Origin of the sequence: Actinomadura rubteroloni (assembly GCF_002911665.1) — a bacterium.
Lineage (GTDB): Bacteria > Actinomycetota > Actinomycetes > Streptosporangiales > Streptosporangiaceae > Spirillospora > Spirillospora rubteroloni.
The window spans coordinates 2,474,699-2,499,258 of the sequence record NZ_MTBP01000001.1 but is presented as its reverse complement, the minus strand read 5'-3'; the positions used below and the strand labels follow the sequence as shown (position 1 = coordinate 2,499,258).

The following is a 24,560-nucleotide window of genomic DNA, read 5'->3' as shown; positions in this document are numbered from 1 at the left end:
GGGTCTCCCGCGTCCCCGGAGCGCCGCCGGAGGCGCCGTCTCAGGACGACACTACCTCGGCTTGGCGCTTCCTGCTGACGAAGACGTCGTCGATGAGGCCGTAGTCCTTGGCCTCGTCCGCCGTGAGGATCTTGTCGCGTTCGATGTCGACGCGGACCTCGTCCTGCGTCTTGCCGCTGTGCAGGGCGAGGATCTCCTCCAGCAGCTCGCGGATCCGCATGATCTCGCGCGCCTGGATCTCGATGTCGCTCGACTGGCCGTAGGTGCCCTCGGTCGCGGGCTGGTGGATCAGGATCCGCGAGTTCGGCAGCGCCGCCCGCTTGCCCTTGGTGCCCGCCGCGAGCAGCACGGCCGCCGCCGACGCCGCCTGGCCGATGCAGACCGTCTGGACGTCCGGCTTGACGAACTGCATCGTGTCGTAGATCGCCGTCATCGCGGTGAAGGAACCGCCGGGCGAGTTGATGTAGATGCTGATGTCGCGGTCGGGGTCGATCGACTCCAGCGTGATGAGCTGGGCCATCACGTCGTTCGCGGACGCGTCGTCGATCTGCACGCCGAGGAAGATGATCCGCTCCTCGAAGAGCTTGTTGTACGGGTTCATCTCCTTGACCCCGTACGTGGTGCGCTCGACGAACGACGGAATGATGTAGCGGTTGTCGACGGGCATCGCCCCGCCGGCTTGGATCTGCGGACGGATCAGGTCGCTCACTTGCGTGCCTCCGTAGGTCGCTTCGGGTTCGTCAGGAGACGGGGCCCTCGGAGGGCACCTGGGTGGCGCTCAGCACCACGTGGTCGACCAGGCCGTAGTCGCGGGCCTCGTCGGCGGTGAACCAGCGGTCGCGGTCGGAGTCCTTCTCGATCTGCTCCAGCGGCTGGCCGGTGTGCTCGGCGATCTTCTCGGCGAGCGTCCGCTTCACGTACAGCATCTGCTCGGCCTGGATCTTGATGTCCGAGGCCGTGCCGCCGATGCCGCCGGACGGCTGGTGCATCATGATCCGCGCGTGCGGCAGCGCGTACCGCTTGCCGGGCGTCCCCGCGCAGAGCAGGAACTGGCCCATCGACGCGGCCAGGCCCATGCCGACGGTGACGATGTCGTTCGGGACGTACCGCATGATGTCGTAGATCGCCATGCCGGCCGTCACCGAGCCGCCGGGCGAGTTGATGTAGAGCGTGATGTCGCGCCGGCCGTCCTCGGCGGACAGCAGCAGGAGTTCGGCGCAGATGCGGTTGGCGATGTCGTCGTCGACCTGCTGGCCGAGGAAGACGATGCGTTCGCGCAGCAGCCGCTGGAAGAGCTGGTCGCCGAGGGGCAGCAGGGGCGCCTCGGCGACCCGCGCCTGAACCTGCGACGACTCGAAAGTCGGAGGCATGCTCACCGGTGTTCCTCCGGTCCTTTAATCGGTACGGATGTCTGGACAGTAACGCGCCGGACGGCCGTGTTAAGCCGCGAGGGCCCGCTTTTCGCTGGCGGCGTAGCTCGCCGTGACGGGATTGGAACGGGTCTCGGCCGGATAAGGCGAACGCCCCGCGTCCCGGCACGGCGGCCGGGAAACGGGGCGTTCGTCGCTTCTTGCGAGGATCAGGCGTCCTTCTGCGCATCCTCCGCGTCGGCCTTCGCCTCGGCCTCGGCGTTGGCGTCCGCGGCGGCCTCGGCGTCCGCCGTGTCGGCGGCCTCGGCGTCGGCGTCGGCATCGGCGATGGCCTGCGCCTCGTCGGCGACCTCGACCTCCGCGTCGGCCTCGGACTCGACCTCGACGGTCTCGCCGTTCAGCTCGCGCTGGAGGGCGGCGGCGTCGATCGTGGCGCCCGCCTCGTCCTTGATGACGACGTGCTCGACGATGAGGTTCAGCGCCTTGTTGCGCAGGACCTCGGCGACGATGGCCGGGAGCTGGTTGTTCTCGGTGAGGTACTCGGCGAGCTGCTGCGGCGCCACGCCCATCTGCATGGCCTGCGTGACGACGTACTCGCTGAGCTCCTCGTTCTCGACGCCCAGCTCCTCCTGCACGGCGAGCTGGTCGAGCAGGAAGCCGCCCTTGACGGCCAGGCGCGCGGCCTTCTCGACGTCGGCGGTGAACTCCTCCTCGGACTTCTCCTCGTCGGCGAGGTAGTCCGCGCGGGTCGTCCCGGACATCGCGAGCTGCTGCTCGAACTGCTGGTTGCGGCGGTTGACCTCGTCCTCGACGACCTTGTCGGGGAGCGGGATGTCGACCTTGTCCAGCAGGGCCTCCAGCGCCTTGTCGCGCGCGTCGGAGAGCTGCTGCAGCTTGACCTGGCGGCCGAGCCGCGTGCGGACGTCCTCGCGGAGCTGCTCGATCGTGTCGAACTCGGACGCGAGCTGGGCGAACTCGTCGTCCTCGGCCGGCAGGTCCTTGATCTTCACGCTCTGGACGGTCACGGTGATCTCGGCGTCCTCGCCCGCGCGCTCGCCGCCCGGCAGCGGGGCCGTGAACGTGGCGCTCTCGCCCGCCGACAGGCCGGTGACGGCGTCGTCCAGGCCCTCGACCGACGAGCCGGAGCCCACCTCGTAGGAGTAGCCGGTGGTGGAGGCGTCCGCGACGGCCTCGCCGTCGATCGACGCGGCCAGGTCGATGGTCGCGAAGTCGCCCTCCTGCGCGGCCCGCTCGACCGTGGTGAGGGACGCGAAGCGCTCGCGCAGGTTGTCGACCGTCTCGGCGATCTTCTCGTCGTCGACCTCGGCGGTGTCCACGACGACCTCCAGGCCGTCGTAGTCGGGCACCTCGAACTTCGGCCGGATGTCCACCTCGGCGGTGAACGCGAACTGCTGGCCGTCGTCCAGCTCGGTGACCTCGACGTCCGGCTGGCCGAGGACGAAGATCTCCGACTCCTCGACCGCCCGCCCGTACAGCTCGGGCAGCGCGTCGTTGACCGCCTCCTGCAGGACCGCGCCGCGGCCGACGTACTTGTCGATCAGCGGGGCGGGGACCCTGCCGGGCCGGAAGCCCTTGATCCGCACCTGCTGCGAGATCTCCTTGTACGCCTTGTCGAGGTTCGGCTTGAGCTCGTCGAACGGCACCTCGACGGTGAGCTTGACCCGCGTGGGGGTCAGCTCCTCGACATCGGTCTTCACTGGGGTAGGTCTCCTTGATCCGCGCTGTCTCGGCCGGGGCGTTCGACGCGTGCTCAGCCGGGCAGTCTCTCCGGCTCGGTCTCACTCGCGGGCACGCCGAAGAAACCGGCTCCGCGCCCGTGCGCGCCAAGTCTATGGGGTTCGGGCGCGGACTGCGGACACCGCGTCCGCCGCCCGGCCCGCTTCCGGGTCCGGCGCGGCGCCGGACGGCCCGGCCGGGACCCGCGCCGCATGATCACCCAGCGCCGCCGATTCCCTACCATGCGCGCTACCTGGGCATGTGACATGGAGCACCCGGACCCCCCATACTCTTCCGGGATGAACGGGATAGCTGCGGCCTTCGGCGCGACGGCTCTGTACTACCTCGGCTTCGCCGTGTTCAAGCTCGCGGCGGACCGGATGGAGCCCCTGCGCGGCAACCGAATCGTGCACATGATCTGGACCATCCTGTCGAGCTGGGTGTTCCTCGTGGCGCTGGCGATCGTGCTGTGCGGGCTCAGCCTGCAGATCGTCGCGCTCTCCAAGCTGTCGCTCGGCGTGGCGGTCCCGATCTTCATGGCGGGCGTCGTCCCGCTGCTGCTGATCGCGATGGTGTTCTTCCGCGAGCGGCTGTCGGCGCGCGAGTGGCTGAGCCTGCTGCTCATCGGCGGCGCGATCCTGCTGCTGGTGGCGTCCACGGGCAACCCGCCGCCGGTGCGGACGGTGGACGTGCCGCTGTGGAAGATCGGCGTCGTGGTGGTCCCGGCGCTGCTCGGGCCGCTCGTGCTGCTGCTGTTCCAGGACTACCGCCCGGACGGACGGCACGCGCGTCCGATCACCGGCATCGCCTACGGCATGCTCGCCGGGTTCCCCGTCGGCACGGCCGAACTGGCGATCAAGGGGTGGAGCGACTCCGACGCCTCGGGCTTCGGCGTCCTCACCACCCTGTACCCGTACCTGACGGTGCTGGCCGCGGCGCTCGGGTTCGGGATCCTCGTGACGGCGTTCCAGCGCTGCCGCGTGTCGGTCGTCGCGACGATCATGACGGTCAGCGCGAAGACGTACCTGCTGCTCATGGGCACGTTCATGTACGACGAGCCGTGGCCGACGGACCGGCTGAACTCGACGCTGCGCGTGGTGGCGCTGGCGATCGGGCTCGTCGCGGTGCTCCAGTTCCCCCGGCACCGGCCCGTCCCGCACAGCGACCTTCCGCTCGGCACCGACAGCGGTGTGCTGGAGGGCGACCCGTTCGGTGAGCCGCCGATCGGTCCGCGTTCGTCGTCGTCCGGGCTGACGGGCCTGTCCCGCTCGGAGTACGGCCTGGCGTCCGCGCCGACGCCGCTGGACGGCCCGGGGTTCGGCCGCAACCCGTTCGCGCCCGGCCCGCAGGACCGCGACCCGCTGGCCCCCGACCCCCTGGCCGGAGACCCGCTCGGCCGCGACCCCCTCGGACGCGGCCCGTATCCCCCGGACGACCGGCAGGCCCCGCCGCCCGAGACCGGCAGCGGACGGCACCGGATGCCCGAGGACAACCACAACCCGCCCTGGCAGTAGCCCGTCCCGCGATCTGAACGCCGCATCGGCGCGCCCTTCGCCGGCCACGTTCGGAGCCGTCACGGTCACGCCGGGTGCCCGGCGCGGCCTCCGGGGCCGCGCCGGGCTCTGTTCAGCGGTTCTTCTTCGGCTTCTTGTTGGTGGCGGGCAGGCCGTCGGTCAGTCCGGCGCGGCGCAGCGCGTCCGCCATCGCCCCGGACGCGGGCTGCGCGGCGGGCCGACTGCGGGGCGCGTTGCGGTTGCCGGGCTGCGGACGGGACGGCTGCCGTTTCTGCGCCGGGTTCTCGGTGCGGGTCTCGGTGCGGGCCTCGTCGGTCAGCCGCAGCGTGAGGGAGATGCGCTTGCGCGGCAGGTCGACGTCCAGGACCTTCACGCGGACGATGTCGCCGGGCTTCACCACGTCGCGCGGGTCGGCGACGAAGCGGTCGGACATCGCGGAAATGTGCACCAGCCCGTCCTGGTGGACGCCGACGTCCACGAACGCGCCGAACGCGGCCACGTTCGTCACGACGCCCTCCAGGACCATGCCCTTCTCCAGGTCGGAGAGCTTGTCGACGCCCTCCTTGAACGCGGCGGCGCGGAAGACCGGACGCGGGTCGCGGCCGGGCTTCTCCAGTTCGGCGAGGATGTCGGTGACGGTCGGGAGGCCGAACGCGTCGTCCACGAAGTCGGCGGGGCGCAGCGAGCGCAGGACGGCCGTGTTGCCGACGACCCCGGCGACGTCCGAGCCCGCCGCCGCGAGGATCCGGTGGACGACCGGGTAGGCCTCGGGGTGGACGCTGGAGGAGTCCAGCGGGTCGTCGCCGCCGGGGACGCGCAGGAACCCCGCGCACTGCTCGAACGCCTTCGGGCCGAGGCGCGGCACGTCGCGCAGGCCGGCGCGGGAGCGGAAGCGGCCGTTGGCGTCGCGGTGCGCGACGATGTTCTCGGCCAGGCCCTCGCTGATGCCCGACACGCGGGTGAGCAGCGGCACGGACGCGGTGTTGACGTCCACGCCGACCGCGTTCACGCAGTCCTCCACGACGGCGTCCAGGGACCGCGACAGCTTGGTCTCCGACACGTCGTGCTGGTACTGGCCGACGCCGATGGACTTGGGGTCGATCTTGACCAGCTCGGCCAGCGGGTCCTGGAGGCGGCGGGCGATGGAGACGGCGCCGCGCAGCGACACGTCCATGCCCGGCAGCTCGCGGCCCGCGTACTCCGACGCCGAGTACACCGACGCGCCCGCCTCCGACACCATGATCTTGGTGAGCGGCAGGTCGGGGTGGCGGGCGATGAGGTCGGCGGCGAGCTTGTCGGTCTCGCGGGACGCGGTGCCGTTGCCGATCGCGACCAGGTCCACGTTGTGCTCGCGGGCGAGGCGGGCCAGCGTCGCGATCGAGTCGTCCCAGCGGCGGCGCGGCTCGTGCGGGAAGATCGTGTCGGTGGCGACGACCTTGCCGGTGCCGTCCACGATCGCGACCTTCACGCCCGTGCGCAGGCCCGGGTCCAGGCCCATCGTGGCGCGGGTCCCGGCGGGGGCGGCGAGCAGCAGGTCGCGCAGGTTGGCGGCGAACACCCGGACGGCCTCGTCCTCGGCCTCCTGCCGCAGCCGGGTGCGCAGGTCGATGCCGAGGTGGACGAGCACGCGCGTCCGCCACGTCCAGCGGACGACCTCGCCGAGCCACGCGTCGCCCGGACGGCCCCGGTCCTCGACGCCGAACCGGCGGGCGATCTCGGCCTCGAACGACGAGCGCACGCCGGGGCCGGGGTCCTCCTCGGGCTCCAGTTCGAGGTCCAGGACCTCTTCCTTCTCGCCCCGGAACAGCGCGAGGACGCGGTGCGACGGCAGCTTGGCGAACGGCTCGGTGAAGTCGAAGTAGTCGGCGAACTTCGCGCCCGCCTCCTCCTTGCCGGCGCGGACCTTCGCGACGACGCGGCCCCGCGTCCACATGCGCTCGCGCAGGGCGCCGATGAGGTCGGCGTCCTCGGCGAACCGCTCCACGAGGATGGAACGGGCGCCCTCCAGCGCGGCGGTGGCGTCGGCGACGTTCTTGCCGGCGTCCACGTACGCCTCGGCCTCGGCGCGCGGGTCGCGGCCGGGATCGGCCAGCAGCAGCTCGGCGAGCGGTTCGAGCCCGGCCTCCCGGGCGATCTGCGCCTTGGTGCGCCGTTTGGGCTTGTACGGGAGGTAGATGTCCTCCAGCCGGGCCTTGGAGTCGGCCGCCACGATCTGGGCGCGCAGCTCCGCGGTGAGCTTGCCCTGACCGTCGATCGACTCCAGGATCGCGCCGCGCCGCTCGTCCAGCTCGCGCAGGTAGCGCAGGCGCTCCTCCAGCGCGCGGAGCTGCGCGTCGTCGAGGGCGCCGGTGGCCTCCTTGCGGTAGCGGGCGATGAACGGGACGGTCGAGCCGCCGTCGAGCAGGTCCACGGCGACGCGGACCTGGCCCTCCCGGACGTCCAGCTCCGCCGCGATCCGCGCGGTGATCGGCGGCGGGGCCTGGTCGTCGGGTCCGGCGGTGTGGCTGATGGTCGCTGTCACGGTCTCGATTCTTTCTCCCCGGTGGCGTCGCTCGTGCATTGTTCCGGGAACCGGGACCGGTTGTCGCCCCGTCCGACCCGCACGGCGCGGGACACCGCGCCACGGTACATTTGCGACGCGGCGGAAGGATCGGTGTGACGCGGGAGACGTGGGAGGCGGCCGACTTCCCGGCGGCGCTCCGGGACCGGTTCACCCCCCGGTCCGTGCTGGACGTCGGCGCCGAGTCGGTCGTCTACCTGGCGGACTCGGCGGCGGGCACGGTCGTGGTGAAGGTGGACAAGGAGTTCCCGGCCGACCTGGACCGGATGCTCGTGCTCGCGCGGCGGGGCTCGGCGCGGCACGTCCCCCGCATCTACGGGTACGGCAACGTGGAGCACGACGGCGGCACGGTCGGCTGGACGGCCGAGGAGTACTGCGTCCACGGCTCGCTCCGGGACGTCATCCACGGCGCGTCGCCCCCGGCGGGCGACCGGGAACTGCACGCGGTCGTCGCCGAGCTGGCCGAGTGCCTGCACTTCTGGCTGGACGACCTGAACCTCACGCACACCGACGTGAAGCCCGCGAACGTCCTCGTCCGGTCCCGCGACCCGTACGAGCTGGTCATCGGGGACTTCGGCGGGACGGGCCGCAACGTCCGGCGGCGCCACGGCCCCGGCGGGATCGTCGTGCTGACGACCTGGGCGTACGCGGCGCCCGAGACCGCGCGGGGACGGCCCGACGCGCGGTCGGCGTGGTGGGCGCTCGGGATCATCGTCCACGAGCTGCTGACGCGCCGCACGCCGTACGGGGACATGACGCCCGACGAGGTGCGCGCGGCGCTGACGGCCCGGCGCCCGCCGCCGCTGGACGCGGTGCGCGACCCGGCGTGGCGCCCGCTGGTCGAGGGGCTGCTGACGGTCGATCCGGCGCGGCGCTGGACGTACGAGCAGGTCGCCGGGTGGGTCGCGGCGGAGAACCCCCCGCCGCGCTTCCAGGGCCGGACCTACCGCGCGATCGAGGACCTGGCCGACGATCTGGAACGCCACTGGCGGGCCGGGGCCGTCTGGCTCGCGGACGGCAACGGCGACGCGCTCGCGGACTGGCTCGTCGCGCGCGGCACGGACCCGGCGTCCGTCCGGCACCTGCGCGCGTTGTCGGCGGGGCGGGCGCCGCTGGCCCTCGCGCGGCTCGCCGCCGACGTCCTCGCGGACCTGCCGCCGCGCTTCCAGGGCCGTCCGGTCGACGCGGCCGGGCTGCTCGCGCTCGCGCGCGGCGGCGAGTCCGGGCAGCGGCTGCTGTGGGAGGCGGTGGACGGCGGGATCCTCGCCGAGGCGGCCCGGCACCGCTGCGGGCACCCCGGCTGCCGGGACGGCTGCGCGCCGCTGCGCCGCGTCCACGCCGAGGCGCCCGAGGTCGTGCGGCGCGCCGAGGCGCGGCTCGGCTGGCTGCGGGGCCGGGTGCTCGGCGGCTACGACCGGGCGGGACGGCGGCGTCCGGCCGAGCTGCCGTCCGGGGCGGAGTGGGCGGCGCTGTGGGCGCGCGCGACGGAACTGACGCTCGATCCCGGCGCGGCTGGGCAGGTCCGCGCTCTGGCCCGCGCTGTCCCGCCGGGCGCCGCGTGGTGGGACGAGCGGCGTGCGCTCGCCGACCCGTCGTCCCTGGACGGGCGGGCCGACCTCGCGGTGACGGCGCTGCTCGTCCGGCACGCGTGGCGGACGGCCGTCCCTCAGTAGTACAGCGGCGGCGGAGGCGGGCCGGGCGGCTCCTCCATCTCGATCGCCGGGACGAGCCCCGCCATGCTGAACAGCGACAGCAGCGGCCGCAGGACCCGCTTCGGGCCGAACCCGTCGTCGGGGAACGCGCCGAGTTCGGGGTCGGGGAGCTGCGGGACGCCCGACGCGGACGCGAAGTGCAGCGTCACCGGCGACCCCGGCTGGAACGGCTCCAGCCACAGTTCCGCGCCGCGCCGCCGCAGGAAGTGGAACGCCTCGCGGCTCTCCAGCTTGGCGGTGCGCAGGTCGGCGAGGCGGGTCTCGTCCTGGCGGCCGATCCAGCGGGTGACGGTCTCGTCGTCGTCCACGCCGTCCAGGACGTCGGACTTGGCCACGACGATCACCGCCGGGACCGGGCCGCGCGCCGGCGCGTCGGTGAGCTGCGCGATCGCGGCGGCGAAGCCCGGCTCGGGCGGCCACGGGTTCCAGCGGTCGCCCGAGCGCAGGCGGCTGCCGTCGGCGACGTAGATGAGGCCGTCCACCAGGCTCATGAACGGGGTCGCCTCGTACTCGTGCGCGTCGAACAGCTCCCCCGCGACGTCGAAGAACACGACGGCGTGGGAACGGCCCGTGTGCGCGCTCGTCACGCGCAGCCCGTAGACGAACTCGGCCCGCTCGGTGCGGCCCGTCCGGGGCAGGACGCGGCGGTGCTCCAGGAACGGGCGGACACGGTCCTCGTAGAACCGCTGGCGCAGCCGTCCGTCCAGCGGCCGGAAGGTCAGCTCGCCCGACAGCATCGCGCGGCGCCGCTCCAACTGGGCGATCATCGACGTGAGCAGGTGCGTCTTGCCCGCCGCCGACGCCCCGACGATGCCGATGATCAGCGGTTCCAGCTCGCCGTAGTCGGCGGGCAGGTAGTGCGGCTCGCCGTCGCCCCGGCACTGCCGCTTGGCGCCGAGCGTCCGGTGCCGCCAGCGCTCGTCGGACTCGCCGAGGGCGCGCGTCAGCGCCTCCGGGCCCTCGGTGGTCTCCCGGACGAGCGGGACGGTCCCGAAATCCTGCCAGTCGATCGTGTTGAGGCAGTACGGGCAGATCACGGCGCGGCCCGGCGCGGGCTGCCCGTACTGCTGCTCGTACCGCTGCGTCCGGCCGTACTGCTGGGGCGGCGGGCCGAAATGGTTCGGCTCGCCGTACGGGCCGGGCTGCCGGGGCGGGGCGGTCATGGCAACACCACCAGGAGGACGAGGACGACCAGGACGAACAGCGCCGGCCAGAGGACGGCGGGGTGAAGACGGCGGTTCCCGTCCGCGTTCGTGTGGAACGGGAAGTCGGGCGGCAGGGACGCGCGGCCCGGCGCCGGGGCGGACGGACGCACCGGATGCGGCGCGGACGTCTCGGGTCCGGGGACGTCCGGCGGCGCCTGCGGGCCGGTCGCGCGCGGTGCGGCGGGCCGGGCGGGCGCGGGGCCCGTCCAGCTCCGCTCGAACTCCTCGCCCGCGACGAGTTCGTCCTCGGCGGGCTGCGGCGGCGGCTGCGCCGGGGGTTGCTCCGGGCGCTGCGGCCGGGGGTTCGGCTGCGTCCGGGACGGCGGCAGGTACTTGACGCGGTCGGTGCGGACGTCGTCGGGCCCGGCGGCATCGCGCGCCGTCCCGGGCTCCCCCGGACGCCCCGGCACGCCCCCGGCTTCATGCGCCTGTCCCGGCACGGGCGCCTGTGAGTCCCCGGGCACGCCCTGCGCAAGCCCCGCTTCGTGCGGATAACCAGGCGCGCCCTGCGCAGGCCCGGGGCCGGGGCCGTGCGAGTGGCGCGACCCGGGGTCGTGTCCTGGTCCCTGCGCGGATCCGGGAGCGGGCGCGTGGCCGGGTGCCGGCGCGTGGCCGGGGCTTTGCGGGTGCCCTGGCGCGGGCGCGGGCGCGGGGCCGGGAGCGGGCGCGGGGCCGGGAGCGGGCACATGGTCGGGGCCGTGCGGATGGCGCGACCCGGAGTCGTGCCCGGGTCCCGGCGCGGGGCCGGGGCGGTGCGGCTGCGCGGGGCCGGGGGCGGGTTGCGCGGGGGCGGGCCAGGCCGTCATGCGTTGCAGGAGGGCCGCGGCCGTCGGTTCGGTGCCCTCGTAGACGGGGCGCAGGACGACCGCGAGGTCGGGGTGGAAGCGCATCAGCCAGTCCAGTTCCCGGGCGCGCTGGGTGTCGTCGCCGTCGGGGGCGAGCGCCGACGGGCCGCCCGAGGCGAGCCAGTGCAGCAGCGCGGCGGCGGCCGAGACGTCGCGGGCGAGGTCGTCGTCGGACGGCTGTCCGTAGGCCTCGGTGAGGTCGGCGATCTGGAGGCGCGTCCCGTCGAACAGGACGGTCGAGGGCGCGATGTTGCGGTGCGCGTACCCGTTGTCGGCGAGCACCCGCAGCGCCGTGAACAGGTCCCGGACGGGATGCCAGAGCTGCTGGTCGCCGAGCGGGAGGCGGCGCGGGTCGACGGGCCTGCCGCGCCGGGTCTGGAGCAGCCGGGCGCGACCGTCGTCGGCGTCGAGGTCGTGGCCGAGGAGGTCGGCGAACTGGTCCGCGCGCAGCCCGTCCATGCGGAACGCGCCGAACACGCCGAGTTCGGCGTCGAGCGCGCGGCGTCCGGACTGGCCGTGGGCGACCTTGTAGAGGCAGTCGACCGGACGGCCGTCGGGTCCGGCGACGGTGCCGAAGTGCGCGATGTACCGCCCGCCGCCGACGGCGGCGGCCTCCAGCGCCAGGTCGAACACGACCCGGTCGCCGGACGGCGTCCAGAGCGGCACCCGCTCGGTTCTCATCGCCTCGCCTCCCGGTTCGGTCAGTTCTGGTAGAAGAACGTGATGATCTGGACCGCGTCGCCGCCCTCGCCGCCCGTCCACGCGGCGCGGTAGATCGCCTCGCCGAACCGGTCGTCGCCCGTCCGGATCGCCTTGGCGGCCTTCTGGCCGAGCTGGACGCCCCGGTTGACGTCGGCCTGCGCGCCGTAGACGAGGAAGAACCCGACCTTGAGGTCATCGCGCAACTGCCGGTCGCACGACGCCCGTCCGGCCTTGGTGTGCATCTCGGGCCCGTGCAGCCAGGACGGGCGGTCGCCGCGCAGCGCGCTCCGCACCTTGGCCAGCAGATCGGCGCGGGCCGAGGACGCGCCGCCGAGCAGCCCGTCGGCGCGCACCGGGATCATGAACTCGCAGAACTCCTGGCCGAGGACGCGCGGCCCGTCCGGCGTCGGCCGCTTCTCCGGCGTCTTCCCGACGGCGATCTGGGCGCGCGGCTGCACGGCCATCGCGACGAGGAACAGCACCAGCATGAGGTCGGCGAACAGCCAGCCGGCCAGGTGCCCGACGCCGAACCGGCGGCGCGGACGGCGGCTCATCGCGGCGCGCCGTCGTCGCGGCGGCGCAGGTAGTCCACGAACGTGCGGGACTCGCCCACGAAGTCGCCGAGGTCGCGGACGGCGTCCGACAGCCGCAGCGCCGTGTCCGCCATCGCCTTGCTCCCGGCCTCCTGGTAGTGCCGGGTGACGTCGGCGTGGTCGGCGGTGGCGAGCGTCGCGTCCTCGACGGCCTTCAGCAGCGCGGCCAGTTCGGCGCGCAGCTCGCGCTGACCGGCGGCGATGTCAGCCTGAAGCGAGCGGAACGCGTCGATCGTCTCGGCGGGGACGCGCAGCGCGGTGAGCGAGTCCTCCAGCACCGACGCCTTGTCGATCCAGCGCTGGATGGCCTCCTCGATCCGCTTGCCGCCGGTGCTCTCCAGCGCGGCGCGGACCTCCTCGGCGGTGCCCGCGAGCCGGTCGACGAGCGCGCCGACGCTCGACTCCATCGCCTGGACGTACGCGCGCAGCTCCCGGTAGGAGACGTCGATGTCGGCGTTCCCGGTGATCAGGTGGCCGGCGAGCGCGAGGTCCTGCGCGATCTGGGCGCGCTCGGCCTCGTAGCGGGGCCGCTCCAGCCGGTTCTCGCCCGCGTTCACCGCGACCGCGACGGCGATCATCACGAGCACCGCGAGGACGACCCACCACGCCGTCTGCGACAGCGGCGTGAAGTCCTGGACGCCCCGGCGGATGTGGTCGGGGTCGAACGAGCCCGCCTGCCAGCCGAGCAGGAACGACGCCTGGCTGCCCGCGTCGCCGTACGCGCCGAGCGCCTCGTGCAGCATCCACCAGGTGATGAGGATGGGGACGAACACCAGCACGTCGCGCAGCGTCCGCGTCCAGCCGACCAGCCGCTCCAGCCCGCGCGACGGCGGCGGCTCGGGCAGCAGCGCCTCGGCCGGGTAGGCGGCGGCGAGGTCGATCGCGGCGGGGAGGCGGCCGTTGGACGGGTCGAGTTCGTCGGCCAGCCGCAGGAGCAGGTCCGGGCCGGTCGCCGCCGGACGGTCGGCCGCGCGGGTGCGGCGCAGCGCGTCCTCGGCGTACCGGCGGAACCGGCCGCTGATCGCGGCGAGCGCCTCGTCGGGGGCGGTGACCGCGAGGGCCGATCCAGACGCCATCAGGGTCCGTTCCCATCGTTGTTCTCGTTCTGCTGGCGCTTCTGCTTGTCGGGCTTGACGTCGTCGGACGGCGACGGGCTGACGGTCTTGGTGACGTACACCGTCGGTCCGGGCTTCGGCTTCTCGCCGGATCCGCCGGTGAAGGCCAGCAGGAGCACGAGGACGAGCAGCACGAGCACGACCGCGCCGCCGCCGAGCAGCAGCCGCCGGTCCTGCGCGCCGAGCCACGCGGCGAAGCCCGCCCCGCGCCCCTCCGGCTCGGCCGGCTTGTCCTGCGACCCGCCGGACCCGTTGCCCTGCCCCGCGCTGTGACCGGCGCCCTGGGTCTCGGTGCGGAACGGCGCGGGCGGGAGCGGCGCCTTCGGCGGCTCCTCCTTCGCCCAGCGCGGCGCCTGCGGGGCCGGTCCGCGCTCGGTCCGGATCTCGACCGTCCGGTGGTGCGGCGTCCGCAGCGCCGCGTCGACCGTGGGGGCGGGCAGCCCGAGTTCGGTCCCCGACCGCCGCGCCAGCGCCAGCAGGACGGGCACGACCGCGTCCTCCCCGGCCGCCTGGAGCAGCGCGAACAGGAACGGCTCGGGACCGTCCAGTGCCAGCAGTTCCTTCGCCTCAGCGGCGGTGAGGCCGGTGGCGCGGCCGTCGCCGTCCGCCACGCGGTAGGCGACGCCGAGCAGGATCCCGTACGCGGCGCACCGGTCGGCGGCCGTGGGCCACGTCCGCTCGACGGGGTCGATGAGGAACCGGGCCGCGAGCAGCACGCGCCGGTTGGCCGTGCGCTCCTCGGGCGTGGCCTCGCGGGCGCCGACGACCCACAGGACGGCCGTGACGAGCGTCATCTCGTCCGGCCGCTGCCGCGCCGCCTGGAGCAGCCCCGGCGTCGGCAGCGGCTCCAGCATCGCCTGGAGCACCGCCGACCGCGCGCCGCGCGCCGCCGCGTGACATGCGACGTCCACGACCTCGGTGCCGCCGCCGAGCAGGTCCGCCAGGGCCAGCCAGGGACGGAACTCGGTGCGCGTCCCGTCGGCGGGCAGGTCGGCGAGGACGGTCCGCAGCTCCTGCTCGGGCACGCCGTACCCCAGCTCGAACACCTGCCGGTACAGCGCGGTCTCCGCGTCGCCCGACAGGTCCTCGACCTGGACGATCCGCGCGATCGTGTCGTGGAACGCCTCGGTCTCGCGCAGCAGCTCCCGCACGTCCGCGTCGCCCCGGCGGCGGCGCGAGCGGGCCGCCCCGGCGTGCGCGGTGGCGAGGAAGTGCCGCGCGGCGCGGGTGTCGTCGGCCGCCGCCAGCTCCGCGCTCCAGCGCAGCAGCCGGACGGCCGTCATCCCCGGCAGCAGCCCGCCGATCGTCGGGTCCCCCGCCAGGTCCAGCCCGAACCGCAGCGCGAAGAAGATCGCGCCGTACTCGTGCGTCGGCGTGACGCCGGCCTGCCCGGCGCGCCACTCCGCCAGGATGTCGGCGGCCTCGCGGCCCGCGACGCCCATCGCGCCCGCCGCCGTCAGCAGCCGCTTGGCGGCCTCGCGGTCCTGCTCGGCGTCGGCGAGGTAGCGCAGGGCGCCGACGCGGCGCAGCGTCCGCGCGGCCTCCTCCAGCCCGTGCGGCGGGTGCGCGGCCCAGCGCGCGAGCCGGTCGGCGAGGACGGCGACCGGGACGAGCCGGGTCTCCGCGCGCAGCCGCTCCTGCCCGGCGGGGCCGTTGAGGTGGCGGCGGCCGGGCTCGTCCAGCGTCCCGTCGAGGGCGCGGTCGACCAGCGTCAGGACCGTGGACGCGCGCTGGTGCTCGGCCTCCACCCAGTCCAGCAGCAGTTCGGGGTCCGACAGCGGCGCGGCCGGACGGGTCAGGGCCACCGCCCCGAGGTCGGACAGCAGCCCCGCCGCGCGCGCGAACCGGGAATCGGCGGGCGGCGCGGTCGTCAGGAGGGTCCGGCCCCGGCGCGCCTCCGGGGACGCGAGCGCGAGGACGCGGGGGCGCACGGCGGCGCGGGTGACGTCGGCGCCGAGCATGACCGTCCACGGCAGGTCGCCGGCCGTGCCGTCCAGGCGGGTGACGAGCGCGGCGACGAGCCCGTAGTCGTCCGGCGCGATCTCGGCGGCGTAGGCGTCGGCGGGCGCGGCGAGGACCCCGGCGAGCAGGCCGCGCAGCGCGTCCGGGCGCACCGGCAGCGCGTCCAGCCCGGCGTCGGCGAGTTTGCGCAGGTCACGGCCGTGCTCGGGGCGCAGGGTCGGCGGCGTCCGGCCTGCCGCGTCGGCGGTGATCCAGCCGGTCCAGTCGTGCAGGCCGAGGGCGAGCCGGGCGTCCACGGTGTCGGCCGCGCCGACGAGCGCGTGGACGACCTGGGAGATCCGCCCGTTCGGGTCGCGCGCGGGCAGCACGCGCAGCACGGCGCCCTCCCCGCCCGTCTGGCCGAACGTCAGCGCGCCGAGCGCGACGCATTCGGGCGCGCCGTGGAACCACTGCCCGACGGCGATGTCGCCGCCCGCGAGCCGCTGGTTCCACACGCGCAGCGCGTCCGGGCCGAGCGACGACGCGACCGGGCCGAGCCCGCTGCCGCCGACGAGCAGCCGGTCCGACCAGGTGAAGACGATGTGGTCGACGCGGTCCCCGGTCATGACGCCTCCGGGTCGATCATCCGCCGGGGCAGGACGCCCCGCATCGCGAGCAGTGCCAGCAGCGGCCGGAGCACGCGCTGGCGCCGGAAGGAGCGTTCGGGGTACTCGCCGTCCTCGGGGTCCACGCCGGTCGCGGACGCGAAGTGCAGCGTGGCGTCCGAGCACTCCTGGACGGGCGCCAGCCACGAGCCCGCGCCGCGCGCCCGCAGGAATGCGTAGGCGTCCTCGGACTCCTGCTCGACGGTCGTGAGGTCGAGGTCGTCGTCGCGGGCGATCCACCGGTCGACCTCGGGGAACGTCCGGAGCTTGTCGGACTTGGCGACGACCAGCGCCGCCGGGACGGGCAGGAACTGCTGCCCGCCGCGCGCCCGCACCTGGTCGACGTGGGTGAGGACGGCGGTGAAGCCGGGGTCGGCGACGGGCGCGCCGGGCCGGACGTCGAGGTCCGCGCCGTCCGCCACGAAGATCAGCGCGTCCGCGACGGCCATGAACGGCGTCATCGCGGCCGTCTCCCCGGCGGTGAAGATCTCGCCCGCGACGTCGAAGACCAGCAGCGCGTACTGCTCGCCGGTGTGCCCGCTGGTGACGCGGTAGGCGCAGGTGAACTCCGGCGTGCCCCGGAACGTGCGGGGCAGGACCCTGCGGTCGTTGAGCAGGCCGAGCTGGTACTTCTCGGTGAGCGTCCGCTGGAGCCTCGCGTCCAGCGGCAGGACGTTGAGCCGGTGGGTGATCTTGAGCGCGGCGTTCTCCAGCTCCTTCATCATCGCCGCGAGCAGGTGCGACTTGCCGGAGCTGGTCTTGCCGACGAGTCCGATGATCAGCGGCTTCATCCCGCCGAGCGACGCGGGGATGTAGTGGTCCTCGCCCGTCACGTCGCAGATCCGCCAGGCGTGCATCGTGCGGGTGCGCCAGCGGGCGTCCGACTCGCCGGGCTCGGGGCGCAGCGGCGTCTCGACGCCCTCCTCGTCGCGGTCGACGAGCGGCGCCTTGTTCCAGTCGAAGTCGCTGAGGCAGTACGGGCACGTCATCTTGCGTCCGGCGGGGCCGTCGGCCGGGCCGGGCTCGCGCTTGGCCCTCCCGCGCGCCGGGGCGGGCTCGCGGACCGGCTGCGGACCGGACGACCGCGCCTCCTGGGCGGTGTGCGGGAGCCGCGCGCTGGACACCGCCGCGCCGCTGCTCCCGGCCGCCGGGGACGGGTCGGGGGCGCCGCGCTCGGCCTGCGGCTCCGGCGCGGGCCGGTCGCTCTCGGCGGGCGGCATCAGGAACGGTCCCTCGATCTTCGACGGGACTTCCGGAGCCGGTGGCTCGCTCACGGTCACCTCACCATCAGGACGACGACGATGATCAGCACGAGGACGATCGCCCCGGCGAAGACGAACAGGGCGGGCGAGGCGCCGTCGCCGGCGGGCGCGGGCCGGGGCGCCGCCGTCGGGGGCGGGAACGCGTCGAGGGCCGTGCGCGGACGGCGGGACGGCGTGCGCTCGGCCGTCCGGCGGCGGAACTCGCGCTGCTGGCGGCGCAGTTCCCGGAACTCGCTGCGGAACGCGTGGTCGCGGTCGCCGGGCGCCGCCGGGCGGCGGCCCGGCGCGGGCTGCGCCTCGGGGGCGGTCCGGGCCGGCGCGGGGCGCGGCGCGGTCTCCACGAGCTGCGCGGCGATCGCCGCCGGGGGCACGAGCGGCCCCGGCCCGGCATGCAGGGCGGGCGCGAGGACGGCCGCGAGCGCGGGGTCGATCCGGGCGAGGTCGGCGAGCAGCGCGTCCGGGGGGCCGCCGTGGTGGCGGCCGGTCGCCAGCCGGTGGATGACGCGGGCCGCCGCCTGCACGTCCGGCATCTCGCTCGCGGGCAGCCCGGTGGGCGTGGCGAGCGCGGACCCGGCGAGCGCGGCGCCCGGCCCGAGCGGCTGGACGTGCCCGAGTTCCTGGAGTTCGACGCGGCGGCCGTCCCAGAACACGCTCTCGGGCGACACGGCCCGGTGCGCGAAGCCGTGCTCCTCCAGCGCGGCGAGCGCGCCGAACAGGTCGCGGGCCGCCCGCGCGAGCTGGACGGCGTCCAGGCGCGGCGCGGGGTCGAGCCGGGCGATCGGCAGTCCGCGCCGGGTGACGAGCAGGCAGACGGGGTCCTCGGCGGTGCGGAACCCGAGCAGCGCGCCGAAGCACGCGTGCCGTCCGCCGACGCGGTCGAAGACCTCCGCCTCCCGGCGCAGCACCCGCGCCCCGGCGGGCGACACGGCGACCTTGAGGAGGCTCGGACGCCCCTCGGTGCGGCCGTGGCGGTGGGAGAAGAGGGCGTCCTCGTACTCCGGGCCGTCCGGCTCGAACGCGAGCCGCACCCGGCCCGGCTGCCCGAAGGACTTCTGCAGGACGAGCGTCTGCTCCACCGGCACCCCCGTCCGCTCGTTGAGTTGGTGCGTCCTATTTACGGCAAACCTACCGGGCCGCTCAAGTCGGTTCGCCCCTTAATGCGGGACGAATTCCAGGCGATTGTTTGGACCGGTCCAAACGCCACCGGACCCTGCGAACGTCGAGGAGAACCGGGAGCTACTCCATGAGACGCGCGCGGCGCCGGTTTGTTTCCGCCGACCCGCTAACTGGCCGGATCCGGACACGGAATGGAGCACGGGACGCGCAATTACCGTCTCGTATCGCGGACGGGAATTCGCGGCGAAGACCTCCCCGCGACAGGGGGTCTAGGCCCCCTGCGCCCGCGCTCCCCCGCCGGTGAGAATGGGACCGTCGGAAGGAGGTGGTCGGTGATGGATGCCCAGGCCGGACGGCGTGCGGCCGGCACGGCGGCGCGCGGGCTCGCGGTCGCGGCGGTGGCGCTCGCGGCGGGGATCCCGCTGCTGGTGATCACGGTCGTGTCGCTGGCGCTGATCCCGGCGGCGGGGGTGGGGCTCGTCCTCGCGCCCGTCGCCCTGCTGTCGGTGCGCGCCCTGGCCGACCAGCAGCGGACGTGGGCGGCGGACTGGACGGGCGTGGAGATCGCGCGCCCCTACCGTCCCGAGCCCGCGGGCCGGTCGCCATGGCGGCGCGCAGCGTGGGTGCTCGGCGACCCCGCGACCTGGCGGGACGTCCTGTGGTTGCTGGTGAACATCCCGGTCGGGTTCGTGCTCGGGCTCGTCCCGGGCGCGTGCCTGGTCTACGGGCTGGAGGGCATCGCGGTCGCGCCCTGGCTCGCCCGCATCAGCGGCTACGGCTGGGGCCCGTTCTGGCCGCTGGCCGACTACGGGATTTCGGGCACCGCCGCGACGCTCGTGCTCGCGGCGCTGCTCGTCCTCGCGGGCCTGCCGCTCGCCCCGGCGCTACTCCGCGCGCACGCCCGGTTCTCCCGGTCGCTGCTCGCCCCGACCCGCGACGCGCTCGAACGCCGCGTCGCGCACCTGGCCACGACGCGCGAGGAGGCCGTGGACGCGTCCGCCGCCGAGCTGCGCCGCATCGAGCGGGACCTGCACGACGGCGCGCAGGCCCGGCTGGTCGCGCTCAGCATGAACATCGGGCTGGCCGAGGAGCTGATGCGCCGCGACCCCGAGACGGCGGCGCGGCTGCTGGCCGAGGCGCGCCAGGCGAGCGGGACGGCGCTGACCGAGCTGCGCGACCTGGTGCGCGGCATCCATCCCCCGGTGCTCGCCGAACGCGGCCTGGACGGCGGCGTGCGGGCGCTCGCGCTGTCCCTCCCGATCCCGGTGGACGTGTCCGTCGAGCTGCCCGGACGCCCCGACGCCCCGGTCGAGTCGGCGGGGTACTTCGCGGTCGCCGAGGCGCTCGCGAACGTCGTCAAGCACAGCGGCGCGGCCCGCGCGTGGGTCGAGCTGGACCACGACGGACGGCGGCTGCGGGCCATCGTCGGCGACGACGGGACGGGCGGCGCCGCGGTGACGCCCGGCGGCGGCCTCGCGGGCGTGGAACGGCGGCTGGCGGCGTTCGATGGCACGATGGCGGTGACGAGCCCGCCCGGCGGGCCGACGATCGTCACCCTGGAGCTGCCGTGCGCGTTGTCATCGCCGAGGACCTCGCCCTCCTCCGGGACGGGCTGATCCGCCTGCTGGAGGCGTTCGGGTTCGAGGTCGTCGCGGCGGTGGACAACGGTCCGTCGCTGCTGCGGGCGCTCACCGAGCACCGTCCGGACGTGGCGGTCGTGGACGTCCGGCTGCCGCCCACCTTCACCGACGAGGGGCTGCGCGCCGCGCTGGAGGCCCGCAAGGAGCGGCCGGGGCTGCCGGTGCTCGTCCTGTCGCAGCACGTGGAGCGGCTGTACGCGCGCGAGCTGCTGTCGGACGGCTCGGGCGGCATCGGCTACCTGCTGAAGGACCGCGTGTCGGACGTCGCCCAGTTCGTGGACGCCGTCAAACGCGTCGCGGCGGGCGGGACCGCGCTGGACCCCGACGTCGTCGCGACCCTGCTCACCCGGCACGCCGCCGAGGAGCCGGTGCAGCGGCTGACGCCCCGCGAGCGCGAGGTGCTGGGGCTGATGGCCGAGGGACGGTCGAACGCGGCGATCGCGGCGCGCCTGGTCGTCACCGAGAAGGCGATCGGCAAGCACACCGCGAACATCTTCGCCAAGCTCGACCTGCCGGTGTCGGAGGACGACAACCGCCGCGTCCTGGCCGTCCTGGCCTACCTCAACGTCTAGCGGACCCAGTCCGGGACGATCCGCTCGTCCCTTCCGCCCACGTCGTAGACGACGGTCCCGGCCTGCGCGGCGACGACGGCGGTGAACCCGTCCGGCCCGGCCGTGACCTGGCGCGGAACGTCGGCGGGCAGCACGGCGGTGTCGCCCTCGGCCAGGTCGAGCCGGTCGCCGCCGAGGTCGACGGCCGCCGAACCGGTGAGGAACGTCCAGACCTGCCCGGTGCCGGACGTGTGCCGGGGGCCGGCCGCGCCGCCGCCCATCTCGGTCCGCCAGACGGACAGGTCGGCGCCGCCCTGGGCGGGCGAGGCGAGCGTGGTCATGACGGCGTTCGGGGTCTCGGTGCGCCGGGCGTCGGCGTGGCGGATGACAGTCATCGGGTTCCCTAAGATAGACAATGTCGTTGTCCATATAGTCAACGAGGTTGTCTTTCATGTCAAGCGAACCCTGGGACCTCCCGCTGCGCCTGCTCCTCGGCTTCCGCGCGATCATCGACGACGTCCACGTCGAACTCGCCGCCGCGGGCCACCCGGACCTGCGGCCCATGCACGGCTTCGTCTTCCAGGCCATCGGCCCGGACGGCACCACCGCCGCCGAGCTGGGCCGCCGCCTCGGGGTGTCCAAGCAGGCGGCGGGCAAGACGCTGGACGCCCTCGCCCGGGCCGGCTACGTCGAGCGCGGGCGCGACCCCCGCGACGCGCGGCGGCGGACCGTCCGGCTGACGCCGCGCGCCCACGACGCGCTCGCGCGGTCGGCCGCCGGGTTCGCGCGGGCGCGGCAGCGGTGGGCGGACGCGCTCGGCGACGACCGCGTCCGGGCGCTGGAACGCGACCTTGCCGCCGTCACGCCCGCCGACGTCTGGCGCCTGGACCTGCCCGGCTGGTTCGGCCCCGCCTAGGATCGGGAGCGTGCCCTTCGACGCCGTGCTGTTCGACCTCGACAACACGCTGCTGGACCACGACGGCGCCGCGGCCGAGGCCGTCACCGCCGCGTTCCCGGACGTCGACCCCGATGTGCTCGTCCCGCGCTGGGCGGAGCTGACGGACATCGCCGTGGACCGGTACCTCGCGGGCGAGCTGACCTTCGCCGAGCAGCGCCGGTTCCGGATCACCGCGCTCGCCGCCGACCTCGGCCTCGGCGCCTGGGACGACGCCCGCGCCGACGCCTGGATCGCCGCGTACGTGCCGCGCTATGAGGCGGCGTGGCGTCCGTTCCCCGACGCGGCGCCCGCGCTGGCGGCCCTCGCCGGGCTGCGGCTCGGCGTGATCACCAACGGCCATCCCGCGCAGCAGCGGGCCAAAGTCGCGGCGCTCGGGCTCGAACTCCCCTACGTCCTGACGTCCGCCGAGGCCGGGTGCGCCAAGCCCGCCGCGCGGATCTTCACGACGGCGTGCGCGGCGCTCGGGCTCGCTCCCGCCCGCGTCGCCTACGTCGGCGACCGGCTGGACGTGGACGCGCGCGGCGCTTCGTCCGCGGGCCTGCGCGGCGTGTGGCTCGACCGGTCCGGCGCCGGGCCGGACGTGCCGGATGTGCCGCGCGTCACCACGCTGACGGACGCCGTCGCGCTGCTGACCCGTCCTGCGGGGTAGGGCCTGGGGCATGAGAGCTGTTGTTTATGCGGAGAACGGGCCGTCCGACGTCCTGAAGCTCGTGGAGCGGGAGCCGCGCGAGCCGGGGCCGGGCGAGGTGCGGGTGAGGGTCGTCGTGTCGGGCGTGAACCCGACGGACTGGAAGCAGCGGCAGGGCAGCCCCGTCGACGGCGAGGCCGTGCCGAACCAGGACGGAGCGGGCGTCGTGGACGCGGTCGGCCCCGGCGTCGAGGGCCTGCTGCCGGGCGACCGCGTCTGGACGATGATGTCCGCGCACTACGGGCCGCTGTCGGGCACGGCGCAGGAGTACACCGTCCTGCCCGCCGAGCGCGTGTTCCCGCTGCCGGACGGCGCGAGCTTCGACCTCGGCGCGTCCGTGGGCGTCCCGGCGGTGACGGCGCACCGCGCGCTGACCGTCGCCGAGGACGGGCCGTCCCGGCTCGCGCCGGGCGCGCTCGCGGGGCGGACGGTGCTCGTCCCCGGCGGCGCGGGCGCGGTCGGGCACGCGGCGATCCAGCTCGCCCGCTGGGCCGGCGCGACGGTGATCAGCACGGTCAGCGGGGACGCCAAGGCCGAGCTGGTGCGGGCGGCCGGGGCGCACGACGTCGTGTTCTACACGCGTCCGGACGCCGCCGACGCGATCCGCCGGGCCGCCCCGGACGGCGTGGACATCGTGGTCGAGGTCGCCGCGTCCGCCAACGCCGCGCTGAATGCGTCCGTGCTCCGGACGGGCGGGACCGTCGCCGTCTACGGCAACGAGCGCGGCGGCGGCGCGCTCACGCTGGACTTCGGCGCGAACCTTTTCCTCAACGCGCGCTACCAGTTCCTCGTCCTCTACACCCTGGCCCCTTCCGCGCTGCGGGCGGGCGCCGAGGACGTCGGCGCCGCGCTGCGCGACGGGGCGCTGCCCGTCGGCGCGGACGCCGGGCTCCCCCTGCACCGCCACCCGCTCGCCGAGACCGCCGCCGCGCACGACGCGGTGGAGGGCGGCGCGGTCGGCAAGGTGCTGATCGACGTCAGCGCGCCCTAGCCCGGACGATCTCCAACGCCCGGTCCAGCGCCGGGCCCGTCGTGTCCAGCGGGACGGCTTCCGGCCACGGGTCGGCGCGCCCGGCCATGCTCCGCGCCGTGTCGCGGTCGGCGTCGGACGCGCCCGGCCCGCGGTTCCGCAGCCGCGCGGCCGTCACGTCGCCTGGGGCGCGGCACTCGATCGCGACCAGGTCGGCGTGCTCGCGCTGCGCCGCCTCGGCCGCGAGCGCGCGGTGCTCGGCGGACGTCCAGGACGCGTCCAGCACGACCGTCTCGCCGCGCCGCAGCAACCGCGCCGCGCGTCCGGCCAGCTCGGCGTAGGTGCGGCGGGTGTGCTCGGGCGCGTAGAGACCGGTGGCGTAGGGCGCTGCGGCGGACGTCTCCGGGGTCAGGCCGGCGAGTTCCTTGCGGACGCGGTCGCTGCCGAGGACGGTCGCGCCGAGCCTTGCCGCGAGCCCGCCCGCCAGCGTGGACTTCCCGGTGCCGGGCAGGCCGCCGACCAGGACGACCGTCACCGCGCCCGCCCGCAGATGCCGCAGCGCGAGGCCGGCGAGCGCGTCGGCGCCGGGGTCCGGCGCGCCCTGCGCGGCCCGCAGGCACGCCACCCGCGCCCGGACGAACGCCCGGTAGGCGACATAGTGGTGCAGCAGGGACGGCGGGGCGGGGTCGGCGGCGAACTCGGCGTACCAGCCGACGAACTTTCGCGCCTCCTCGGGGGCGCCGAGGCGTTCCAGGTCCATGGCGAGGAAGGCGGCGTCGTCCAGGCCGTCCAGGTGGCGCAGGTCCGCGTCGAACTCCAGGCAGTCCAGGACGCGCGGGCCGTCGTCCAGGCAGAAGACGTCGTCGGCGAGCAGGTCGCCGTGGCCGTCCACGATCCGGTCCTCGCGCGCGGCGAACAGGTCGGCCCGTCCGGCGAGGAAGCGGTGGACGCGCTCCTCTATCTCGTTCTGGCCGTCCAGCCGGACCTGCGCGAACCCTTGCTCCCAGCGGGCGCGCAGCGCGTCCCGGCCGCCGTCCGCCGTGATCTCCGGGCCGCGCGGCGCCCGCGCGTGCCAGGACGCCAGCAGTTTCGCCGTGGCGCGCAGCGCGTCGTCCACCGGCTCCCCCGCGCGGACGAGCGCCGCCAGCCGCCGCTCCGCCGGCAGCCGCCGCATGACGACCAGGTGGTCGCAGAGATCGCCGTCCGGGCCGGTGACGTCGGCGACGCCGAGGTACACGTCCGGGGCGAACCGCCGGTTCAGCCGCACCTCCGCGCGGCAGGCGCGCTCGCGGGCCGCGCGGTCGCGGAAGTCCACGAACCCGAGGTCCACGGGCTTCTTCAGCTTGTAGGCGCGGTCGCCGACGAAGAACACGACGGCGGTGTGGGTCTCGCGCACCTCTGCTCCCGTCATGGCGC

Annotated in this window: 20 protein-coding genes; 7 read left to right on the top strand and 13 right to left on the bottom strand. The window is 75.0% G+C overall.

Translation table 11 applies throughout. The features are described 5' to 3' along the window. Positions 1 to 40: 40 nt before the first annotated feature. From BTM25_RS11115 to tig, 3 genes are all read right to left on the bottom strand, one after another. On the bottom strand, positions 41 to 667 hold the full coding sequence (locus tag BTM25_RS11115; protein ID WP_205648080.1) for an ATP-dependent Clp protease proteolytic subunit: 627 nt from the start codon (positions 665 to 667) through the stop codon (positions 41 to 43). Positions 668 to 740: 73 nt separating this feature from the next. Next, positions 741 to 1,370, bottom strand: coding sequence for a ClpP family protease (locus BTM25_RS11110; RefSeq protein WP_103562897.1), 630 nt, complete (start codon positions 1,368 to 1,370; stop codon positions 741 to 743). 209 nt (positions 1,371 to 1,579) lie between these two features. Beyond that, positions 1,580 to 3,088, bottom strand: a complete 1,509-nt coding sequence (gene tig / locus BTM25_RS11105; RefSeq protein WP_103562586.1) for a trigger factor — start codon at positions 3,086 to 3,088, stop codon at positions 1,580 to 1,582. 318 nt (positions 3,089 to 3,406) lie between these two features. On the opposite strand from tig, the gene BTM25_RS11100 reads away from it, so the two are divergent. After that, positions 3,407 to 4,621 carry a DMT family transporter gene (locus BTM25_RS11100; protein ID WP_103562585.1) on the top strand — a complete coding sequence of 405 codons (1,215 nt, stop codon included), beginning with the start codon at positions 3,407 to 3,409 and terminating at the stop codon, positions 4,619 to 4,621. A 112-nt stretch (positions 4,622 to 4,733) separates the two neighbouring features. Here the strand turns inward: BTM25_RS11100 and BTM25_RS11095 are convergent, their stop codons facing one another. Further along, the gene (locus BTM25_RS11095) at positions 4,734 to 7,142 is read right to left on the bottom strand and encodes a Tex family protein (protein ID WP_407923374.1); all 2,409 of its coding nucleotides are present in this window, start codon (positions 7,140 to 7,142) and stop codon (positions 4,734 to 4,736) included. A 134-nt stretch (positions 7,143 to 7,276) separates the two neighbouring features. Between BTM25_RS11095 and BTM25_RS11090 the strand changes: the two genes are divergently transcribed. Beyond that, positions 7,277 to 8,854 carry a serine/threonine protein kinase gene (locus tag BTM25_RS11090; RefSeq protein WP_103562584.1) on the top strand — a complete coding sequence of 526 codons (1,578 nt, stop codon included), beginning with the start codon at positions 7,277 to 7,279 and terminating at the stop codon, positions 8,852 to 8,854. Here the strand turns inward: BTM25_RS11090 and BTM25_RS11085 are convergent. From BTM25_RS11085 to BTM25_RS11060, 7 genes are read right to left on the bottom strand one after another with little or no spacing between them, the layout of a single operon-like run. After that, positions 8,848 to 10,056, bottom strand: a complete 1,209-nt coding sequence (locus tag BTM25_RS11085; RefSeq protein ID WP_103562583.1) for a TRAFAC clade GTPase domain-containing protein — start codon at positions 10,054 to 10,056, stop codon at positions 8,848 to 8,850. The two genes, BTM25_RS11090 and BTM25_RS11085, sit on opposite strands and share 7 nt — an antisense overlap. After that, positions 10,053 to 11,624: a hypothetical protein gene (locus BTM25_RS11080; RefSeq protein WP_146059026.1), complete on the bottom strand. Its 1,572-nt coding sequence runs from the start codon at positions 11,622 to 11,624 to the stop codon at positions 10,053 to 10,055. The genes BTM25_RS11085 and BTM25_RS11080 overlap by 4 nt, the downstream gene beginning before the upstream one ends. Positions 11,625 to 11,644: 20 nt before the next feature. After that, complete coding sequence (locus BTM25_RS11075) at positions 11,645 to 12,199, bottom strand: hypothetical protein (RefSeq protein WP_103562581.1); 555 nt, start codon at positions 12,197 to 12,199, stop codon at positions 11,645 to 11,647. Next, the gene (locus tag BTM25_RS11070) at positions 12,196 to 13,314 is read right to left on the bottom strand and encodes a hypothetical protein (RefSeq protein ID WP_103562580.1); all 1,119 of its coding nucleotides are present in this window, start codon (positions 13,312 to 13,314) and stop codon (positions 12,196 to 12,198) included. Before BTM25_RS11070 ends, BTM25_RS11075 begins: the two co-directional genes overlap by 4 nt. Continuing rightward, complete coding sequence (locus BTM25_RS11065; RefSeq protein WP_146059025.1) at positions 13,314 to 15,920, bottom strand: hypothetical protein; 2,607 nt, start codon at positions 15,918 to 15,920, stop codon at positions 13,314 to 13,316. The genes BTM25_RS11070 and BTM25_RS11065 overlap by 1 nt, the downstream gene beginning before the upstream one ends. Next, positions 15,917 to 17,233 carry a TRAFAC clade GTPase domain-containing protein gene (locus BTM25_RS29145; protein ID WP_146059024.1) on the bottom strand — a complete coding sequence of 439 codons (1,317 nt, stop codon included), beginning with the start codon at positions 17,231 to 17,233 and terminating at the stop codon, positions 15,917 to 15,919. Before BTM25_RS29145 ends, BTM25_RS11065 begins: the two co-directional genes overlap by 4 nt. Before the next feature lie 2 nt (positions 17,234 to 17,235). Next, entirely contained in the window at positions 17,236 to 18,303 is a 1,068-nt protein-coding gene (locus BTM25_RS11060) for a hypothetical protein (RefSeq protein ID WP_103562578.1), read from the bottom strand. A 369-nt stretch (positions 18,304 to 18,672) separates the two neighbouring features. Here BTM25_RS11060 and BTM25_RS11055 point away from each other — a divergent pair, with 369 nt between their 5' ends. Together BTM25_RS11055 and BTM25_RS11050 are read left to right on the top strand one after the other, a co-directional pair. Continuing rightward, the gene (locus tag BTM25_RS11055; RefSeq protein ID WP_103562577.1) at positions 18,673 to 19,953 is read left to right on the top strand and encodes a sensor histidine kinase; all 1,281 of its coding nucleotides are present in this window, start codon (positions 18,673 to 18,675) and stop codon (positions 19,951 to 19,953) included. Next, complete coding sequence (locus tag BTM25_RS11050) at positions 19,905 to 20,549, top strand: response regulator (protein WP_103562576.1); 645 nt, start codon at positions 19,905 to 19,907, stop codon at positions 20,547 to 20,549. The genes BTM25_RS11055 and BTM25_RS11050 overlap by 49 nt, the downstream gene beginning before the upstream one ends. On the opposite strand, the gene BTM25_RS11045 is transcribed toward BTM25_RS11050, so the two are convergent. Next, the gene (locus BTM25_RS11045; protein WP_103562575.1) at positions 20,546 to 20,923 is read right to left on the bottom strand and encodes a cupin domain-containing protein; all 378 of its coding nucleotides are present in this window, start codon (positions 20,921 to 20,923) and stop codon (positions 20,546 to 20,548) included. The two genes, BTM25_RS11050 and BTM25_RS11045, sit on opposite strands and share 4 nt — an antisense overlap. A gap of 56 nt (positions 20,924 to 20,979) precedes the next feature. Between BTM25_RS11045 and BTM25_RS11040 the strand changes: the two genes are divergently transcribed. From BTM25_RS11040 to BTM25_RS11030, 3 genes are read left to right on the top strand one after another with little or no spacing between them, the layout of a single operon-like run. Next, on the top strand, positions 20,980 to 21,444 hold the full coding sequence (locus tag BTM25_RS11040) for a MarR family winged helix-turn-helix transcriptional regulator (RefSeq protein WP_103562574.1): 465 nt from the start codon (positions 20,980 to 20,982) through the stop codon (positions 21,442 to 21,444). A 10-nt stretch (positions 21,445 to 21,454) separates the two neighbouring features. Further along, positions 21,455 to 22,135, top strand: a complete 681-nt coding sequence (locus BTM25_RS11035) for an HAD family hydrolase (protein WP_205648027.1) — start codon at positions 21,455 to 21,457, stop codon at positions 22,133 to 22,135. 10 nt (positions 22,136 to 22,145) lie between these two features. Continuing rightward, on the top strand, positions 22,146 to 23,165 hold the full coding sequence (locus BTM25_RS11030) for an NADPH:quinone reductase (RefSeq protein ID WP_103562573.1): 1,020 nt from the start codon (positions 22,146 to 22,148) through the stop codon (positions 23,163 to 23,165). Here the strand turns inward: BTM25_RS11030 and BTM25_RS11025 are convergent. Further along, positions 23,152 to 24,555, bottom strand: coding sequence for a bifunctional aminoglycoside phosphotransferase/ATP-binding protein (locus BTM25_RS11025; RefSeq protein ID WP_205648026.1), 1,404 nt, complete (start codon positions 24,553 to 24,555; stop codon positions 23,152 to 23,154). The genes BTM25_RS11030 and BTM25_RS11025 overlap by 14 nt on opposite strands. Positions 24,556 to 24,560: the final 5 nt, after the last annotated feature.